The sequence below is a fragment of the Achromobacter sp. 413638 genome (assembly GCF_043119405.1).
Lineage (GTDB): Bacteria > Pseudomonadota > Gammaproteobacteria > Burkholderiales > Burkholderiaceae_B > Achromobacter.
Genome location: NZ_JBICCO010000011.1, coordinates 39,962 through 58,671 on the forward strand (window position 1 = coordinate 39,962; position 18,710 = coordinate 58,671).

The window sequence follows — 18,710 nt, forward strand, 5'->3', positions numbered from 1 at the left end:
CGGCGGCTTCACGCCAATTTCACGCGGGCATACCCCGAAAAACAAAAACCCGCGCATGCATCGCATGCGCGGGCCAAACCGGGGACGGGCGTTGCCGGACGCGCCGGCCGTCGGCTTGTTCAGGCGGCTTCGCGCAGTGCGCGGGCGGCCTGCACCATGCCGATCAGCGCGGCCTCGGTCTCGGGCCACGCGCGGGTCTTCAGACCGCAGTCAGGGTTGACCCACAGCCGCTCCTTGGGCAGGCGCGCGGCCGCCTTCTGCATCAGGCCGACCATCCAGTCGACTTCAGGCACGTTGGGCGAGTGGATGTCGTATACGCCCGGGCCGATGTCGTTCGGATAGCGGAAGTCCTCGAAAGCCTTGAGCAGTTCCATGTTGGAACGCGAGGTCTCGATGGTGATGACGTCGGCATCCATGGCGGCGATGGATTCGATGATGTCGTTGAACTCCGAATAGCACATATGCGTGTGGATCTGCGTCTCGTCGCGCACGCCGGCGGTCGACAGGCGGAAGCAGTCCACGGCCCAGTCCAGATAGGCCTGCCAGTCGGCGCGGCGCAGCGGCAGGCCTTCGCGGATGGCGGGCTCGTCGATCTGGATCACGCTGATGCCGGCGGCTTCCAGGTCCACCACTTCGTCGCGCAGCGCCAGCGCCAGCTGGCGGCAGGTCTGTTCGCGCGGCTGGTCGTCGCGCACGAAGGACCACTGCAGGATCGTGACCGGTCCGGTCAACATGCCCTTGACCGGCTTGTCGGTCAGCGACTGGGCGTAGGACGACCAGCCCACCGTCATCGGCGCGGGGCGGGCCACGTCGCCGAAGATGACCGGCGGCTTGACGCAGCGCGAGCCGTAGCTCTGCACCCAGCCATTCCTGGTGAAGGCGAAGCCGGCCAGCAGCTCGCCGAAGTACTCCACCATGTCGTTGCGCTCGGGTTCGCCGTGCACCAGCACGTCCAGGCCGACCTTTTCCTGGAAGCGGATGACTTCCTCGATTTCCTTGCGGATCGCGGCCTCGTAGGCCGAGTCGGTCAGCGCGCCGGATTTCCAGTCGCGGCGCAGCGCGCGGATTTCGGCGGTCTGCGGAAAGGAACCGATGGTGGTGGTGGGATAGGCGGGCAGGCCCAGCTCTTCCTGCTGGCGCGCGATGCGGCCGGCGAAGGGGGCGCGGTCGCGCGACACGCCGCCGGCGGCGGCCATGCGGGCGGCCACGGCCGGGTTGTGAATGCGGGTCGAGGAACGGCGCGCGGCCAGCGCGGCGCGCTGCCTGCCCAGCGCGTCCTGGGTGGCGGCGTCGGTGGCGCCATCCAGGGCGCGGCCCAGCAGGTTCAGTTCCTGCAGCTTTTGCGCGGCGAAGGACAGCCAGCTCTTCAACTCGGCATCGAGTTCGGTTTCATTGTCCAGGTCCACAGGCACGTGCAGCAGCGAGCACGACGGCGCCAGCCACAGGCGCTCGCCCAGCTGCTTTTTGATCGGCGCCAGCATCGCGGCGGCGGCATCCAGGTCGGTACGCCAGATGTTGCGGCCGTTGATCACGCCCGCCGACAGCACCTGGTCGGCGCGCAGGCCGGCAACGACCTCGGCCAGCTGTTCCGGCGCGCGCACCAGGTCCACGTGCAGGCCGGCCACAGGCAGGGCCAGCGCGGTGGGCAGGTTGTCCTTCAGACCGTCGAAGTAGGTCGCGACCAGCAGCTTCAGCGGGCTGGACGACAGCGCGGCGTAAACCTGCTTGAACGCGTCGCGCCAGGCTTGCGGCAGGTCCAGCGCCAGGATGGGCTCGTCGATCTGCGCCCATTGCACGCCCTGCTGGGCGCAGCGGGCCAGCACGGCCTGGTAGACCGGCAGCAGGTTTTCCAGCAGCTTGAGCTTGCCGGTGTCGGCGGCGCCGTCGGCATAGGCATCGCCCTTGCCCAGGTACAGCCAGGTCAGCGGCCCCGGGATCACGGGCTTGACGGCCAGGCCCAGCGCCTGTGCTTCCTTGATCTGCTCGAACAGCGATTCGCGGGCGACGCGGAAGGTCTGGCCCGGCGTCAGCTCGGGGACGATGTAGTGGTAGTTGGTGTCGAACCACTTGGTCATTTCGCAGGCGGCGGCGGGCTTGCCGCTGGGCGCGCGGCCGCGGCCCATGCGGAACAGCGTGTCCAGCGACACGGATTCGTTGTCCTTCTGGCCGAAGCGCGCGGGCACGGCGCCCAGCAGCGTGGTCCATTCCAGGATCTGGTCATACCAGGCGAAATCGCCGACCGGCACGAAGGCCAGGCCGTTGGCGGCCTGCAGCTGCCAGTGGCGGGCGCGCAACTCGCGGCCGGTCTGTTCCAGTGCTTCGGCGGTCTGCTTGCCGGCCCAGTAGGCCTCGACCGCGCGCTTCAGTTCACGATGGGCGCCAATGCGGGGGAACCCCAGATTATGAATAGTCGTCATGTCGATAAGGTCCGAAGACAAAATTTGTTCAAGTGACGGCTATTCTGGCGCACAATCAATTTGAGTCAAAATCAATGTCTACATTCATAATATGAGAGAATCTCATAAAATATAAGCACATGAGCCTTCCGTGGGATAGCCCGTTCCGGCGCCCGTCCGCCCGTCTCCCGCGCATTCTTTCCGCGCCCTTTTTTGGTCTGAACGCCCCCCATGCTGGAAATTCGTCACCTGGAAACCCTGACCGCCATCCGCGATGGCGGCAGCCTGCAGGAAGCCGCCGAACGGCTGCACCTGACCCAATCCGCCCTGTCGCACCAGCTGCGCGACCTGGAAACCCGGCTGGGCACGCCGCTGCTGAACCGCCGCACCCGCCCTGCCCGCCTGACCACCGCCGGTTTGCGCGTGCTGGCGCTGGCCGACGAAGTGCTGCCGCGCATGCGCGCCACTGAACGGGAATTGCAGCGCCTGGCGGCGGGCCGCAGCGGTCGGCTGCACCTGGCCATCGATTGCCACTCCTGCTTCCAGTGGCTGATGCCGGCGCTGGACGCCTTCCGCGCGCAATGGCCGGACGTGGCGCTGGACCTGTCGGCGGCGTTCTCCTTCGCGCCGCTGCCCGCGCTGGTGCGCGGCGACCTGGACCTGGTCATCACCTCCGATCCGCAGCCGCTGGACGCGGTCGACTACCTGCCCCTGTTCAAGTACGAACTGGTGCTGGCGGTATCGGAATCCAATCCCCTGGCCGGCAGCAAGTTCGTCATGCCGGACCAGCTGGCGGACCAGACGCTGATCACCTACCCGGTGGACAAGCAGCGCCTGGACGTCTTCACCGCGTTCCTGGACCCGGCCGACGTGGAGCCGGCCGCGATACGCAAGGCCGAACTCACCCCCATCATCGCGCAGCTGGTCGCCAGCAACCGCGGCGTGGCGGCGCTGCCGAACTGGGCGCTGACGGAATACATGAACCAGGGCTGGCTGCGGCAGTGCCGGCTGGGGCCGCAGGGGGTATGGCGCACGCTCTACGCCACGGTGCGCAGCGAGGACACAGACGCCTCGTACATCGATGAATTCCTGACCATCACGCGCGACGTCTGCTTCAAGACGCTGAGCGGGATCAAGTCGGCGAAATAGGCGCGGAGGCGGCGATGGCCCGCGCGAGCGGGCCGTCAGGGTCGCAATGGTTGCGCGCAATACGCCTGGCGCCTGTGGCCGGAAACTTGGCGCTTGGGACCTGGCGTTTGGGGCCTGGCGTTTGCGGTCCTGGCCCGACTCGCCGGCCAGGTCTACTCTTCGTCGCCCGCGCCGCCCAATATGCGGCGGATGACATCCTGCGCGAAGCCGCGGCTGGCCAGGAAGCGCGCCTGCTTGGCATAGGCCGCGCGGTCGGCCGGCTTTTCGCCGAAGCGCTTGCGCCAGACCTCCAGCGCGCGCTCGTGCTCGGTGGACCGAAGCTGGTCGCGCAATTCGGCCACCTGGCCGTCGTCCACGCCATGCTGGCGCAGCTCCTGCACGATGCGCGCCGCCCCCTGGCGCGACGCGCGCCGATGCACGAGGCTCTGCGCGAAACGCTCGGTGGACAGCCAGCCTTCCTTTTCCAGCGCGTCCAGCACCGCCTCGATCTCGGCCGGATCCTCGGCATGAGGCGCCAGCTTGCGGGCCAGTTCGGCGCGCGCATGCTCGCGGCGCGACAGATAGCCCACGGCGCGCATCTTCAGCGACGGCCCCTTGCGCTCGGGCTTGCCGCCATCGGCCTGCGCACCGCCCTCCTTCCTGTCGCGGCCCGTCCGATCGCTGTCCGGTCCATCGTCGTCCCGCACATCGTCGCGGGCGCCCTCGCGATCCGCCCGGGTCCGGCGCGCGCCGGCGCGGACGCGCTGCTCGGACGTGCGCTGCCATTCGTCCGGCGCGGCGGCGGGCTCGGCGGCGCGGCGCGCGTCGGAGCTGCGGCGCAGGCCTTGCGGCTTGGCCACGGTCTCGAACTCGTCATCCAGCTTGGCGCGCAGATGCTCGGAGGATTTGGCGGAAGGTTTCCAGCTCATGGCATGAAGTGTAGACAGGAAAACGACAACGGCAGGTTCCCGAACCAGGAACCTGCCGTCGCCCGACTGCCGTACACGCCCGACGCCCGCTCGCGCGAGCCCGGGCGCAACGAGGACGCTCAGTCTTCGCTGGCGTCTTCGGCCGTGGGCACGAACTCGGCGGCGCGGCTGACCACGCCCTGGTTCTCGCGCACGCGGTTTTCGATCTCGATCGCCAGCTCGCGGTGCTCTTTCAGGTATTCGCGGACATTGTCCTTGCCCTGGCCGATGCGGTTGCCGTTGTAGCTGTACCAGGCGCCGGACTTGTCCACCACGTTGGCGGCCACGCCCAGGTCGATGATTTCGCCTTCGCGCGAGATGCCGGCGCCGTACATGATGTCGAACTCGGCCTGCTTGAACGGCGGCGCGACCTTGTTCTTGACGACCTTGACGCGGGTTTCGTTGCCGACGACCTCATCGCCCTTCTTGATGGAGCCGATGCGGCGGATGTCCAGGCGCACCGAGGCGTAGAACTTGAGCGCGTTGCCGCCGGTGGTGGTTTCGGGGTTGCCGAACATCACGCCGATCTTCATGCGGATCTGGTTGATGAAGATGACCATGCAGTTGGTCTTCTTGATGGTGGCGGTCAACTTGCGCAGCGCCTGGCTCATCAGGCGGGCCTGCAGGCCGGGCAGCGAATCGCCCATTTCGCCTTCGATTTCGGCCTTCGGCACCAGCGCGGCGACGGAGTCGACGACGATCAGGTCGACCGAACCCGAGCGCACCAGCGCGTCGGTGATTTCCAGCGCCTGCTCGCCCGTGTCCGGCTGCGAGATCAGCAGGTCGGCCAGGTTCACGCCCAGCTTGGACGCATACTGCACGTCCAGCGCGTGTTCGGCGTCGACGAAGGCGCAGGTGCCGCCCAGCTTCTGCATTTCAGCGACCACCTGCAGCGTCAGCGTGGTCTTGCCCGACGATTCCGGACCATAGATCTCGACCACGCGGCCGCGCGGCAGGCCACCGACGCCCAGCGCGATGTCCAGACCCAGCGAACCCGTGGAAACCACCTGGATGTCGTGGGAGACTTCGTTGTCGCCGTAGCGCATGATCGAGCCCTTGCCGAACTGCTTTTCGATCTGCGAGAGCGCGGCGGCGAGCGCCTTGGCCTTTTCCGCGGCAGCGGCCTTGGTGGTTTTGTCGTCCATGTGAAGTCCTGTCTGTGTAACGTATCGGGTTGCGGGTCGGGTTGCGGTCGAGATTATGGCATCGGATTGTACTGTACAAAAAAACAGTGTGCCAGAGTTTTCCACGTATACCCTGAGTGGCAAGCGCCGCGCCCTGTGACAGAATTCCAGACGCCCCCGGTGATTCGTCCCCATTGCGCCGCCGGACCGCCCGCGACAGAAGAAAAAATCCGCGCGGGCGACAGGGCAGCAACCGGCATCGCGCGGGGGACGTACAACACTAGCAGCAGCCCATGCGTATCCTGATCGCCGAAGACGACAGTATCCTGGCAGACGGCCTGTCCCGCTCGCTCCGGCACAATGGCTACGCGGTCGACGCGGTGCGCGACGGCCTCGCGGCCGATTCCGCGCTGGCCGCCCAGGCCTTCGATCTGCTCATCCTGGACCTCGGCCTGCCCCATCTGGCGGGCCTGGAAGTGCTGCGGCGCCTGCGCGCGCGCAATTCCTCCCTGCCCGTCCTGATCCTGACCGCCGCCGACAGCATCGAGCAGCGCGTCAAGGGCCTGGACCTGGGCGCCGACGACTACATGGCCAAGCCCTTCGCGCTGTCCGAGCTGGAGGCGCGCGTGCGCGCGCTGACCCGCCGGGGCGCCGGCGGCGGCGCCACGCTGCTCAAGCATGGCCGCCTGGTGTTCGACCAGACCGGCCGCGTGGCGATGGTCGACGAGCAGACGCTGGACCTGTCCGCGCGCGAGGTCAGCCTGCTGGAAATCCTGCTCACGCGCAGCGGCCGCATGGTCAGCAAGACCCAGCTGGTCGATCACCTGTGCGAATGGGGCGAGGAAGTCAGCACCAACGCGATCGAGGTCTATGTGCACCGCCTGCGCAAGAAACTCGAGCCCAGCGGCGTGAAGATCGTGACCGTGCGCGGCCTGGGCTATTGCCTTGAACGGGACCAGGGTGCGGCCTACCTCGCCAGCTGATTCCCCGCAGCATCCCGAAAAGCTCAATCAAGAAGCACTGGATGTCATGCGGGCGGGGGCCAAGGGCCCCAGCTTCGCGCCGCCGCAACGGTCGCTGCTGGGCGAGATCCTGGACTGGATGCTGGCGCCGCTGTTCCTGCTGTGGCCCATGAGCGTGGCCATCACCTATGTGGTCGCCCAGAACATCGCCAACGTGCCTTACGACCGCGCGCTGGCCAACAATCTGCACGTGCTGACGCGCCAGGTCCACGCGCAGGACGGCCGCGCGACGCTGAAGATGACCGACGCCGCGCGCGAGGTGCTGCGCGCCGACGAGACCGACAGCGTGTTCTGGCTGGCGCTGGGCAGCCGCGGCGAGTACCTGGGGGGCGACCGCGCCCTGCCGCTGCCGGCCAGCGTGGGCCAGCCCAGCCCCGGCCAAGTGCTGTACGAGGACGACACGCTGCGCGGCTTCGGCGTGCGCATGGCCTACACCTGGGTCGACCTGAACCTGCCCGGCACGCAGCCGGCGCTGCTGATCGTGGCCGAGACGGTGGAAAAGCGCACCCAGCTCGCCAACGACATCATCAAGGGCGTGATCATCCCGCAGTTCGTGGTGCTGCCCGTGGCGGTGCTGCTGGTGTGGTTCGGGCTGTCGCGCGGCGTGGCGCCGCTGAACGCGCTGCAACAGCGGCTGCGCGCGCGCCGGCCCGACGACCTGTCGCCGATCGACGAGCGCGCCGCGCCGTCCGAGATCGCGCCGCTGCTGGCGGCCATGAACGACCTGCTGGACCGGCTGTCGTCCAACGTGCAGGCGCAGCGCCGCTTCGTGGCAGACGCCGCGCACCAGCTGAAGACGCCGCTGGCCGGGCTGCGCACGCAGGCCGAGCTGGCGCTGCGCGACGCCAGTCCCGAGGAAATGCAATCCAGCCTGCGCCAGCTGGTCACCGGATCGGAGCGCGCCACCCGCCTGGTGAACCAGCTGCTGCTGCTGGCGCGCGCCGAGAACCCCGCCGCCATCGGCCTGGCCCGCACCGACCTGAACGCCATCGCCTACGAGCAGGCCATGCACTGGGTGCCGCACGCGCTGTCGCTCAGCACCGACCTGGGCTTCGAGGGCGCCGAGACGCCGGTCGAGATCAACGGCAACCCGCTGCTGCTGGCCGAGCTGCTGAACAACCTGGTGGACAACGCGCTGCGCTACACGCCGCGCGGCGGCCATATCACGGTGCGGGTGCAGAGCCTGGGCGAGCAAGGCGTGCTTGAGGTCGAGGACTCGGGCCCCGGCATCGCGCCGGAAGAACGCGAGCGGGTCTTCGACCGCTTCTACCGCGTGCTGGGCACGCTGTCCGACGGCAGCGGCCTGGGCCTGGCGATCGTGCGCGAGATCGCGCAGACCCACCAGGCCACGGTCGTCATCAGCGACCATCCAAGCCCCTATTCCGACCTGCCGGGCACCCGCATCCGCGTCGCCTTCCCGCTGTACGCGGAACCGGACCCGTCCGCCGACGCCTAGCGCGTCGCTGCGCGGATATGCCCGCGCATGCATCCCTTCCAATGGCCGCGGCGGCTTGCCGAAAGCCCAAAACAGCGCGACGCCCGCTCCTTTGGTTCCTAAGTGCTATCCCTAGCCTCCCTATGAGGCGGTTTCTTTTTGTTGCAAATTTAAGCCTCAGGTAAGGGTTACGTCAGAACCGAGTCAGTCTCGTTCCCTACCTTGCGTATAGCTCGATGTCGGCCTTGCCGGCGGAGGGTCAGGCACGGCGGAGAAACCGCCGGCGAAAAAACGAGGAGACATCATGAGCACAACCACTATGGCAGGCCGCGGTCCCTCCGCGGATCCGCGCCCGATGACCAAGGATGAACGCCGCGTCATCTTCGCGTCCTCGCTGGGCACGGTTTTCGAATGGTATGACTTCTATCTGTATGGCTCGCTCGCGGCCATCATCGCGCAACACTTCTTCTCCGGCGTGAACCCCACCGCGGGCTTCATCTTCGCCCTGCTGGCGTTCGCGGCGGGCTTCGCCGTGCGTCCGTTCGGCGCGCTGGTGTTCGGCCGCCTGGGCGACCTGGTCGGCCGCAAGTACACGTTCCTGGTCACCATCGTGATCATGGGCCTGTCCACCTTCCTGGTGGGCGTGCTGCCCAGCTACGCCAGCATCGGCCTGGCTGCTCCCGCGATCCTGATCGCGCTGCGCCTGCTGCAGGGCCTGGCGCTGGGCGGCGAGTACGGCGGCGCGGCCACCTATGTGGCCGAGCACGCGCCGCACGGCCGTCGCGGCTTCTACACGTCGTGGATCCAGACCACCGCCACGCTGGGCCTGTTCCTGTCGCTGCTGGTGATCCTGGGCATCCGCACGTTCATGGGCGAAGACGACTTCAAGGCCTGGGGCTGGCGCATTCCGTTCCTGATCTCGGTGGTGCTGCTGGGCATCTCGGTGTGGATCCGGATGCAGCTCAATGAATCGCCGACCTTCAAGCGCATGAAGGAAGAAGGCAAGGGCTCGAAGGCGCCGATCGCCGAATCGTTCGGCCAGTGGAAGAACCTGAAGGTGGTGCTGCTGGCGCTGCTGGGCCTGACCGCCGGCCAGGCCGTGGTCTGGTACACGGGCCAGTTCTACGCGCTGTTCTTCCTGACGCAGACGCTGAAGGTCGACGCCAACACCGCCAACATCATGATCGCCGTGGCGCTGCTGATCGGCACCCCGTTCTTCGTCGTGTTCGGCGCGCTGTCGGACAAGATCGGCCGCAAGCCCATCATCATGGCCGGCTGCCTGATCGCCGCGCTGACCTACTTCCCGATCTTCCAGGGTCTGACCCACTTCGCCAACCCGGCGCTGGAAAAGGCCCAGGCCTCGGCCCCGGTGACGGTGATCGCGGATCCGGCGACCTGCTCGTTCCAGTTCAACCCCGTGGGCACGGCCTCGTTCACCAGCTCCTGCGACGTGGTCAAGTCCTTCATGGCCCGCAACTCGGTGAACTACAAGAACGAAGCGGCGCCCGCCGGCTCGGTCGCCAAGGTCAAGATCGGCAGCGACGAGTTCGCCTCGTTCGACGGCAAGACGCTGGCGCCGGCCGAGTTCAAGGCCAAGGCCGCCGAGCTGGACAAGGCCCTGACCACCGCGATCCGCACGCACGGCTATCCCGCCAAGGCGGATCCGGCCCAGAGCAACAACGTCATGGTCGTGCTGCTGCTGACCATCCTGGTGATCTACGTGACCATGGTGTACGGCCCGATCGCGGCCATGCTGGTGGAAATGTTCCCGACCCGCATCCGCTACACCTCGATGAGCCTGCCGTACCACATCGGCAACGGCTGGTTCGGCGGCTTCCTGCCCCCGGTCGCCTTCGCCGTGGTCGCCGCCACCGGCAACATCTACGATGGCTTGTGGTACCCGATCATCATCGCCGTGATGACGCTGGTCATCGGCACGCTGTTCGTGCGCGAGACCAAGGACAACGACATCAACGAGTAAACCATCCATCCCCCGCCGGGCGGGACTGCTGCGCCTGCCCGGCCTTTCACAAAGCTCCCTCGGGAGCTTTTTTTTTGCCCTGTCCGCGTCGAACCGCCAAGGCCTGCCGGCGCGCGCCGGACCCGCGCCGGCAGACACGTCGCGGGACGGGCCCCTTCGCCATGCCGCGCATGGAATTCTGTGTTCCGCGCGCGCCCTGTTCGATTCAGGACGCTGTCAGACCCCTGCCCTTAGACTGGCGCCTCAGATTACGGCCTTGCGCCAAATCACCTGGCGATTGATCCCCCTGCCAGACGATTTGCAGGGCTGCTGCTCTGACACCAATGTCGCGTTCCCCGCGAGCCTTTTATGACGCGGCATTGCGTGCTCCCGTACCGGCCCGGCCTGCATAGCGCCGGGCCGCTTTTTTTTTGCGCGCGCGAACAGGCCCGCGCAAGCGCGGGCCTTCGGGAAATGCCTTGGCGTCGGATCAGCGGCGCATGCCCACGCCGACCGCCAGCACGCCGACCACGATGGCGGCGATGCCCGCCCAGGACGGAATGGCCACGGACTTCTCCGTTTCCGCGGTGGCCTTGACCGAGCCGATCTGCAGCACGGTCTCTTCGGACTTGTAGTTGAAGCCCTTGTACGCCAGCGCGGCCACGCCCAGCACGATCAGCACTGCGCCAATGATTGTCGACAATTTCATGCCATTCTCCTTGTGTCGATGAGCGTTGCGGCGGACGTTACCGCATGCGCTCCGGGCTGTCAGTGACAGATCGTGTCGCGTCGCGCGCGCGCAGCGCAAGGTCGATCCGGGTGGGCCGGGTCGTATAGAATCAACCCTTTTGGCCGACGCACATGTGGTTCAAGAACCTTAAGATCTACCGCCTTTCCTCGCCGTGGACGCTCGTGGGCGAGCAGCTGGAAGAAACGCTCGCGCGGCATGCCTATCAGGCCAGCGGCAGCGCCGGCGCCAACAATCTCGAAATGCAGAGCCTGGGCTGGGTGCCGCCGCGCGAGAACGGCGGACTGGCGCACGTGGTGGGCGGGCAGATCCTGCTGACGCTGCGCGCCGAGAAGAAGCTGCTGCCCGGCACCGTGGTCAACCAGGTCGCCAAGGCGCGCGCCCAGGAAATCGAAGAGCAGCAAGGCTACAAGCCGGGCCGCAAGCAGATGAAGGAAATCAAGGAGCGCGTCACCGACGAGCTGCTGCCGCGCGCCTTCAGCGTGTACCGCGACACCCGCGTCTGGATCGACCCGCAGAACCACTGGCTGGTGATCGACGCGGCCGCTTCCGCCAAGGCCGATGAAGTGATCGGGCTGCTGGCCAAGTGCATCGACCCGTTCCCGCTGGAAAACCTGTACGTGGCCCAGTCGCCCGCCTCGGCCATGACCGGCTGGCTGGCCGAGGACGAGGCGCCGTCCAACTTCACCATCGACCAGGACACCGAGCTGCGCTCGTCCGGCGAAAGCGGCGCGGCGATCCGATACGTCAAGCACTCCATCGACGCCGACGACGTGCGCCGCCACATCCAGTCCGGCAAGCAGTGCACGCGCCTGGCCATGACCTGGGCCGACCGCATCTCCTTCGTGCTGACCGAGAACCTGGACGTCAAGCGCGTCGCGCCGCTGGACGTGCTCAAGGAAGGCAACGAAGCCATCGCCGCGAACGACGACGAGAAGTTCGATTCCGACATGATGCTGATGACGGGCGAGCTGGCCAAGCTGATGGCCGAGCTGGTCGAGGCGCTGGGCGGCGAAAAGCGCGTCTGAGCGCCGCATCCCGGGACAGCCCGGGATGACCGAAGCCTGAATGCCAAAACCCCCGGGAAGCTGGATTCCGATCCAGCCTTCCGGGGGTTCTGCATTGTGCGATCCGACATTCGGCGCGCGCCGGAACAGCGTGGCCGCCAAGGTCTGGGCCCACGGCGGCCCAGGGGGCGCGGCGGCCCCCGCCGTTCAGGCCGCGACGGCCTGGTCGCGTCCGGCCTGCTTGGCGCGGTACAGCGCCTTGTCGGCCCGCTCGATCAGGTAGGCGTAGTCGGGATGGCCGTCGAACGAGGCCACGCCGATGCTGGCCGTGATCTTCAGATTGGCGGCCTCCGACACCGAGAAGGCGTGGCGGCGGATTTCCGCGCCCAGCTTTTGCGCGACCAGCATCGCGGCCTCCAGCCCCGTGTCCACCAGCACCACCAGGAATTCCTCGCCGCCGTAGCGGAACACGAAGTCGCTGGAACGACAGGCCTGGTGCACGACCTCGGCGAACTGGCGCAGCACCTGATCGCCGCCGCTGTGCCCATACTGATCGTTGATGGACTTGAAGTGGTCGATGTCCAGCAGCAGCACGGAAAACGCGGAATGCTGACGCGTGGCGATGGCGATCTCGCGGCCGATGACCGAGGGCAGGAAGCGCCGGTTCAACACGTTGGTGAGCGGATCGCTGCCGCTCTCGATTTCCGCCACCATGTCGAACAGACCGTTGAGCAGGTGCTTGATGCGCGCCACCAGTTCCTGCAGCTCGCGCACCAGGTCCGGCATGGCGCCCGGTCCCTCGGCGCCGCGCATCAGTCCGGGCAGCACCACATCATCCAGTCGCGCCACCGCTTCCATGATCTGCCGCAGCGCGGGCGCGCTTTCGAACAGCACGCCGCCCTTGTGGTGCAGCCACAGGCCGAACTCCGAGGCCGCCAGGCGCGGCAGCACCTGCTCCGGCGCGCGGTAGTGCAGGCCGATCAGCACGGCCTGGCTCCATTCGAGCAGCGCGGCGCGCTGCCGCTCGCGCTCGGTGGAGATGTTCTGCCCCAGCGCGAACAGCCGGTAGGCCTCGTCGTTGCGCGCGCCGCGGTTGACGTCGCGCATGAAGGCGCGGCTCATCTGCTCGATCGCCAGGTCGAACAGATTGCAGACATACTGCGTTGCCACCGACGCGGCCATGCCGTCCAGGTCGCTGGCGCGCAGGCGCAGCGCGATCTCGTTCTTCAGGATGCGCGCGCCGGCCATCACCAGATGGATGGGGATGTGCACGCGCGCGTGGACCTCGCCGACCTTTTTCTGCGCCGCCATCAGCGCCGCGATATCGCCCTGGTCGCGCACGCAGAGCAGGCCCTTGAGCCAGCCCTTCATGGCGCTGCTCAGGCGGGTCGAGACGATCTCGTGCGACAGGCGCGGCCCCGCCTCGGCATCGGACAACAGCGTGGAATAGAAGGCGTCGACCAGCGCGGTGGCGCTGTCGGACACCACGGCGGCGACCTGCCCCCGGGTGTAGGCGTCCACGGACTGGTAGACCGCCTGCCAGGCCTGCGCATTCGATGCGCTCAGATAGCAGGCTTGGCCGGCAACGGCGGGAGTGACGGGGATTGCGCTGCTGCTCGAAGACATAGGGGACCATCCGACCGGATCAGGGCCGCTAGCCCCGAAGCGCGCCCGGCAGCGGCGCGCGACACAAACTCGCCGCGGGGACATCCCGACGGCAAAACCAGCGCGGATTATGCTTCAAATCGCCCGGGGCGGGCCGCAAGCGCGGCCGCCTTGTGGGGAAATCGGAACGGCGCGGATCAGTCCAGGCCGTGGAAGGCCGAGTCGTCGGGACCGATGTGGGTGGGATGCTGCCACGTCACGTCGCGCATCGAGTGCTGCACCAGCCCTTCCACGCCCAGCAGCACCGCGAAGATCGCCATGCGGATGGGGATGCCGTTGTCGGTCTGGCGGAAGATCGCCAGGCGCGGATCGTGGTTCAGGTCCACGCTCAGGTCGTTGGCGCCGGGACGGCTGTCGCGCGGCAGCGGGTGCATCACGATGGTGTCCGGACCGCAGTATTCATCGATGATGGCGCGGTTGATCTGGAAGTCGGGCGTGTAGCCTTCGTTCTCTTCGTTGGCGAAGCGCTCTTTCTGCACGCGCGTGGCGTAGATCACGTCGGCGCCCGCCAGGCCCTCGCCCAGCGAACTCTTCTGCTCGATGACGTTGCCGTTGCGGCTGGCCTGTTCGATGATGTAGGACGGCATCTCCAGGCCGCGCGGCGACACCAGCGAGAACTTCACGCCCTTGTACAGGGCCAGCAGCTTGATCAGCGAGTGCACGGTGCGGCCATATTTCAGGTCGCCGACCATGGCGATGTGGGCGCCGTCCAGCAGCTTGCCCAGGCGCGAGAACTCGGTGAGGATTGTGTACAGGTCCAGCAGCGCCTGGCTGGGGTGTTCGCCAGGACCGTCGCCGCCGTTGACCACCGGAATGTTGGTGGCGCGCGCGAATTCGGCCACCGAGCCCTGGTCGGGATGACGGATCACCATCGCGTCGACATAGCCGCTCATGACGCGGCTGGTGTCGTAGATGGATTCGCCCTTGGCCATGGACGAGAACGTGAAGCCGGTGGTGTCGCAGACCGAGCCACCCAGGCGGCAGAAGGCCGAGCCGAAGCTGACGCGGGTACGGGTGCTGGCCTCGAAGAACAGGTTGCCCAGCACCGCGCCCTCGAGCACGCGCGAGATCTTCTGGCGACGCGCGATGGGCTGCATCATGTCGGCCACGCGGAACAGGTCTTCCACCGATTCGCGGGTGAACTGGTCCACCGATACCAGCTGATGCTTGCCTTCGACGGCGATGCGGTCACGCAGCGGACCGTCTTGTACGCTTTGCGTATATTTTTCCAGCAGCACGCCGTTCTGCACGATTTCGCTGACGAAGCGCTGCACCACTTCCGGCATGGCGCGGAATTCCTGCGAACCCTCGGGCAGCAGCCAGGTATCCAGCGCCCGGCGCTTGACGCCGATGCGGGTGGCGAAGACGTCGCGCGTCAGGTTCAGGCGTCGCATGGCGTCGCGCAGGAAAGCTTGCTGGGAGATGGTCATGACAGGCCCCGAGGAAGAGGATTTATATACGCACTGCGCATATTATTCTCAACGCAAGTGCAAGTCCAACACTTTTGCGCACACGGGTTTACCCGTGTTTTTTCCTAGGCGCCGGTGTAGCCCGTCGTCACCGAGGCATCGGCCGTGGCGGCGGAACCGGCGGCCAGCCAGCAGGCGGCGCAGAAGCACAGCGCGCTCACGACATAGAAAAGCACGGCCAGCGCCTGGGCCGGCCAGTGCCGCCGGCCGGGCCGCAGGGTGTCGCCCTGTCGCAACAGGCTGGCCTGCGCCAGCCAGCCGAACAGCAGACCGCCGCAGGCGCCCAGGAAACCCGCCAGGTACAGCGCCAGCGGCGCCTGCAGATCGGGCGCGGCCACGTCCGAGCCGATCACGCCCAGCATGAAGAACACCAGCACCAGCGCCGCGCCGCCGTTAATCCAGGCCAGCAGGCGGAACGCGCCGGCGAACAGCGCGAACGCCATCGCGCCTGCCCGACCCTGCCCCGAGCGCGGCTCCATGATCAGCCGCCCTGGCGGCAGGCCGGCGTCGCGCTCTCGATCGAGGCGCGGGCGGCGGCGATCTCGGCCTTGTCCCAGCGGCCTTCGCCGACCACGGTGATCGTCACCTTGGCCTTGCTCGGGCTTTCGGCTTCGGACGTGATCAGTTCCAGCACCTTGGCCTGCTCGCCCACCTTGTAGACCTGCACCTCGTCGGGCGCGCCCTTCTCGCCCAGCTTGGGCTTCCAGGCATAGGCGACGTTGTAGGGATGGGCGACGTTCACGTGGCAGGCGCGCACGTACTCGCCCGCGCGTCGGAACGCGGCCTGCGAATTCGTGTCGACGATGAAGGTTTCGTGCAGCGCGGTTTCGGCCTCGTACACGCCGGTGCTCGCGCACCCGCCCAGCGACGCCGCCAGCATCGCGCCCACCATCCATACAGACTTGCGCATCATCGTTCCCGTTTCAGACTTTCGGATTCCCGCGATTATGCCAGCCCCGCATTCGTGACCGGCCGGGCACGACATGCGGCGCCCGCTTGGGGCCGTCAAGGCGGCGCGCCGTCCGGGAGCCGCCCGGCGATAAAAAAACCGCGTCCGGCATGCCTGGGCATCCCGGACGCGGCCCTGCGCCGCGCGAACAGACGCTGGCGAGGCTGCCTACTTCTTGGCGGCGTCCTCGATCTTTTCTCCGCCGCGCTGTATATCCTTGCCCGCGCCCGCGACGGTATTGCAACCCGCCGAAAGCGCGGCGATCGAAAGCAGCATGACGAGAAAGACTTTGTTCTTCATGGAGTTCTCCTTTCTTGGCTTGGAAACCGAGCCCAGCATACCGCAAAGCCCACGTCTTGAGCATTGGCCATCCACTCGCGAAAGCGGGGCCGCCGCCGCCGGCCGAAGCGCGCCGGGCCGACGCTCGCTTGCCCTTGTCGCGCATTTCACGGCAATGCATTAGGATGCACGAATGACCAAAACATACGCATCGACGGCCGGCGCTACGGCCCCGAAAAGCTGGGGCTGGGAACAGCCTGGCTGCCGGGGTCCGGCGGCGCTGGCCCTTTTCATCGACGACCTGCATCGCATTCTGCAGGAACACGCGGCCGGCAAACTGGCTTCGTGCAGCACGCTGGCGGACGCCCAGTCCCAGGTGGACGCGCTGCTCGCGCGCTACAACGACATCGCCCGCGCGCCGGAAGTGTTCCAGGGCCAGTCCGTCGAACTGAAAGAAGGCGTGGACCGCAGCGGCGTGTCCCACACCGTGCCTATTTTTTCGCCGCGCCTGAAGCAATCGCTGGTGTCGATGCTGGGCGGCAAGCCCGGCTGACACCACCGCGCCCGCCAACCTGAACGGCTTGAGAGGGAGACCGCAAGATGAATACGGATAACGTCGTGGAATTTCTGCGCCAGCTGTCGCTGGACGTGTCGCTGGGCGCCGCCGCCCAGCAGGCCGCGAGCCAGCGCGACGCGCCGCTGGCGCTGGCACGCCTGGCCACGGCGCACGGGCTGCCTTGCAGCGCGGCCGACTGGTCCGCATTCACCCGTGGCTGCCTGGACGAATCCAACGCCAGCCTGACCGACATCGAGGCCGCGGACGCGGTGATCTGGCAGCTGGTTCAGGATCCGGGCCAGGGTTCCCGCGTGGAAGCCAGTTCGGTTACCCGGGTCATCGGCATCCTGGCCCAGGACGGCGCGCCGCCGGTGGTCGGCCAGGTGGTCAGCGACCTGGCCCCGCGCGCCGCGCCGGCGAGCCCGTCCATCCTCACCAGTTCCTGAAGCCTCAATCCCCGCGTGGCGCGCCCAGGTAGGCCGCCACGCCATCCGCCACCGCCAGCCCGCCCGCCATGCAGGCAGTCAGCAGATAGCCGCCGGTGGGCGCCTCCCAATCCAGCATTTCGCCAACGCAGAACACGCCGGGCATGGCGCGCAGCATCAGGCCCGGCGTCAGCGCATCGAAGCTCACGCCCCCCGCCGTGCTGATCGCCTCGTCGATCGGACGCGCGCGCTGCAACGGCACCGGCAGCGCCTTGATGCGCACGCCCAGCAGGGCGGGATCGCGCAGCGCCTGCTCGCCCGCGCATTCGCGCAGCAAGCCCGCCTTCACGCCGGTCAGGCCCAGCCGGCTCTGCAAATGGCTGGACAGCGAACGCGAGCCGCGCGGATGCGTCACCGCCGCCATCACTTTTTCCTGCGGCCAGTCGGGCAGCAGATCCAGCACCGCGGTCGCGCGGCCATCGGCCTGCAGGCGATCGCGCAACGCCGCCGACAGCGCATAGACCAGGCTGCCCTCGATGCCGCTGCGCGTGACCACGAACTCGCCCTGCCGCGCCTTCGCGTCATCGCCGCAGCGCATGGATACCGGCTTGACCGGCTGGCCCGCGTAGCGCTCGCGGAAATGTTCCGACCAGTCCACGTCGAAGCCGCAATTGGCCGGCCGCAACGGCGCCACGGCGACGCCGCGCGCGCGCAGGCCCGGCGCCCAGGCGCCATCCGAACCGAGGCGGGCCCAGCTGCCACCGCCCAGGGCCAGCACGACGGCATCGGCCGAGGCGCGACGCTCGCCCTCAGGCGTATCGAAACGCAGATCCGCGGCGCCGGCCGCGGCATCCTCGGGCCAGCCCAGCCAGCGGTGCCGCATGTGAAAGCGCAGGCCGGCCGCGCGCAGCCGCGCCAGCCAGGCGCGCAGCAGGGGCGCGGCCTTCATTTCCTCGGGGAACACGCGGCCGGACGTGCCGACGAAGGTGCGCACGCCCAGGCCATGCGCCCAGTCGCGCAAGGCGGCGGCATCCATCCGCGCCAGCCATGGCGCGACCTGCGCGGCGCGATCGCCATAGCGGGCCAGGAACGGCCCGGCCGGCTCGCTGTGCGTCAGATTCAATCCACCCCGGCCCGCCATCAGGAACTTCCGGCCGACCGACGGCATGGCGTCATACACATCCACGCTGTAGCCCCGGGCGGCCAGACCCTCGGCCGCCATCAGGCCGGCAGGACCGCCGCCGATCACGGCCACGCGCCCGGGCCTGGCGTCGCCCGTCACCACGCTCATCGTCCCGCCCCCGCGCGTCCGTCGCGAGCGACGAACGCCTGCGAGCAGTCATGGCGGAACAGGCACGGAAATGCGGAGCAACGTGGCGGAATCATGGCGTGGGAAAAACAAAAAAAAGCGCCGCGGGCGGCGCGGCGGCTGCGATTGTCGCATGGGGGTGGTGAACAGGGACCGGGCGCCGGATCGGACACTTATTGAGCGCCGGCGCCAAGCCCTTGTTATCACGTCACTATTTACACATGCACAGCGGCTATCCCAAGGCTTTTCCACAACCGCTGTGGGCAACTC

General features: G+C 67.7%; 17 protein-coding genes. 7 read left to right on the top strand and 10 right to left on the bottom strand.

The genetic code is table 11. The annotated features are described in order from the left end of the window. Nucleotides 1-119: 119 nt before the first annotated feature. Nucleotides 120-2,417 carry a 5-methyltetrahydropteroyltriglutamate--homocysteine S-methyltransferase gene (metE, locus tag ACEU5R_RS06875; RefSeq protein ID WP_392409597.1) on the bottom strand — a complete coding sequence of 766 codons (2,298 nt, stop codon included), beginning with the start codon at nucleotides 2,415-2,417 and terminating at the stop codon, nucleotides 120-122. A 210-nt stretch (nucleotides 2,418-2,627) separates the two neighbouring features. Between metE and ACEU5R_RS06880 the strand changes: the two genes are divergently transcribed. Next, complete coding sequence (locus tag ACEU5R_RS06880; RefSeq protein ID WP_103273462.1) at nucleotides 2,628-3,545, top strand: LysR family transcriptional regulator; 918 nt, start codon at nucleotides 2,628-2,630, stop codon at nucleotides 3,543-3,545. A 152-nt stretch (nucleotides 3,546-3,697) separates the two neighbouring features. On the opposite strand, the gene recX is transcribed toward ACEU5R_RS06880, so the two are convergent. Together recX and recA are read right to left on the bottom strand one after the other, a co-directional pair. Further along, nucleotides 3,698-4,453, bottom strand: a complete 756-nt coding sequence (gene recX / locus ACEU5R_RS06885) for a recombination regulator RecX (protein ID WP_392409598.1) — start codon at nucleotides 4,451-4,453, stop codon at nucleotides 3,698-3,700. A gap of 119 nt (nucleotides 4,454-4,572) precedes the next feature. Further along, nucleotides 4,573-5,637 carry a recombinase RecA gene (recA, locus tag ACEU5R_RS06890; RefSeq protein ID WP_103273460.1) on the bottom strand — a complete coding sequence of 355 codons (1,065 nt, stop codon included), beginning with the start codon at nucleotides 5,635-5,637 and terminating at the stop codon, nucleotides 4,573-4,575. 272 nt (nucleotides 5,638-5,909) lie between these two features. Between recA and ACEU5R_RS06895 the strand changes: the two genes are divergently transcribed. The 3 genes from ACEU5R_RS06895 (at nucleotide 5,910) to ACEU5R_RS06905 (ending at nucleotide 10,054) form a co-directional block, all read left to right on the top strand. Beyond that, nucleotides 5,910-6,599 carry a response regulator transcription factor gene (locus ACEU5R_RS06895; protein ID WP_103273459.1) on the top strand — a complete coding sequence of 230 codons (690 nt, stop codon included), beginning with the start codon at nucleotides 5,910-5,912 and terminating at the stop codon, nucleotides 6,597-6,599. Between the two features lie 118 nt (nucleotides 6,600-6,717). Then, nucleotides 6,718-8,094: a sensor histidine kinase N-terminal domain-containing protein gene (locus tag ACEU5R_RS06900; RefSeq protein ID WP_392409651.1), complete on the top strand. Its 1,377-nt coding sequence runs from the start codon at nucleotides 6,718-6,720 to the stop codon at nucleotides 8,092-8,094. A 298-nt stretch (nucleotides 8,095-8,392) separates the two neighbouring features. Next, entirely contained in the window at nucleotides 8,393-10,054 is a 1,662-nt protein-coding gene (locus ACEU5R_RS06905) for an MFS transporter (protein ID WP_392409653.1), read from the top strand. 469 nt (nucleotides 10,055-10,523) lie between these two features. On the opposite strand, the gene ACEU5R_RS06910 is transcribed toward ACEU5R_RS06905, so the two are convergent. Then, nucleotides 10,524-10,742 carry a hypothetical protein gene (locus ACEU5R_RS06910; protein ID WP_103273457.1) on the bottom strand — a complete coding sequence of 73 codons (219 nt, stop codon included), beginning with the start codon at nucleotides 10,740-10,742 and terminating at the stop codon, nucleotides 10,524-10,526. A gap of 152 nt (nucleotides 10,743-10,894) precedes the next feature. Between ACEU5R_RS06910 and ACEU5R_RS06915 the strand changes: the two genes are divergently transcribed. Continuing rightward, complete coding sequence (locus tag ACEU5R_RS06915) at nucleotides 10,895-11,809, top strand: recombination-associated protein RdgC (protein ID WP_103273456.1); 915 nt, start codon at nucleotides 10,895-10,897, stop codon at nucleotides 11,807-11,809. Between the two features lie 186 nt (nucleotides 11,810-11,995). Here the strand turns inward: ACEU5R_RS06915 and ACEU5R_RS06920 are convergent, their stop codons facing one another. The 5 genes from ACEU5R_RS06920 to ACEU5R_RS06940 form a co-directional block, all read right to left on the bottom strand. Beyond that, nucleotides 11,996-13,414, bottom strand: a complete 1,419-nt coding sequence (locus ACEU5R_RS06920) for a diguanylate cyclase (RefSeq protein WP_392409600.1) — start codon at nucleotides 13,412-13,414, stop codon at nucleotides 11,996-11,998. A 176-nt stretch (nucleotides 13,415-13,590) separates the two neighbouring features. Then, complete coding sequence (locus tag ACEU5R_RS06925) at nucleotides 13,591-14,883, bottom strand: aspartate carbamoyltransferase (protein WP_103273454.1); 1,293 nt, start codon at nucleotides 14,881-14,883, stop codon at nucleotides 13,591-13,593. Nucleotides 14,884-14,987: 104 nt separating this feature from the next. Beyond that, complete coding sequence (locus ACEU5R_RS06930; RefSeq protein WP_392409601.1) at nucleotides 14,988-15,401, bottom strand: hypothetical protein; 414 nt, start codon at nucleotides 15,399-15,401, stop codon at nucleotides 14,988-14,990. Nucleotides 15,402-15,403: 2 nt separating this feature from the next. Further along, nucleotides 15,404-15,832: a BPTD_2524 family lipoprotein gene (locus ACEU5R_RS06935; RefSeq protein WP_103276379.1), complete on the bottom strand. Its 429-nt coding sequence runs from the start codon at nucleotides 15,830-15,832 to the stop codon at nucleotides 15,404-15,406. A 207-nt stretch (nucleotides 15,833-16,039) separates the two neighbouring features. Next, on the bottom strand, nucleotides 16,040-16,171 hold the full coding sequence (locus ACEU5R_RS06940; RefSeq protein WP_103273452.1) for an entericidin A/B family lipoprotein: 132 nt from the start codon (nucleotides 16,169-16,171) through the stop codon (nucleotides 16,040-16,042). Nucleotides 16,172-16,343: 172 nt separating this feature from the next. Between ACEU5R_RS06940 and ACEU5R_RS06945 the strand changes: the two genes are divergently transcribed. Both ACEU5R_RS06945 and ACEU5R_RS06950 read left to right on the top strand, forming a co-directional pair. After that, entirely contained in the window at nucleotides 16,344-16,703 is a 360-nt protein-coding gene (locus ACEU5R_RS06945) for a hypothetical protein (RefSeq protein WP_392409602.1), read from the top strand. A gap of 47 nt (nucleotides 16,704-16,750) precedes the next feature. Beyond that, nucleotides 16,751-17,152, top strand: a complete 402-nt coding sequence (locus ACEU5R_RS06950; protein WP_103273450.1) for a hypothetical protein — start codon at nucleotides 16,751-16,753, stop codon at nucleotides 17,150-17,152. Between the two features lie 4 nt (nucleotides 17,153-17,156). Here the strand turns inward: ACEU5R_RS06950 and ACEU5R_RS06955 are convergent, their stop codons facing one another. Continuing rightward, entirely contained in the window at nucleotides 17,157-18,422 is a 1,266-nt protein-coding gene (locus ACEU5R_RS06955) for a TIGR03862 family flavoprotein (protein ID WP_392409603.1), read from the bottom strand. Between the last annotated feature and the right edge of the window lie 288 nt (nucleotides 18,423-18,710).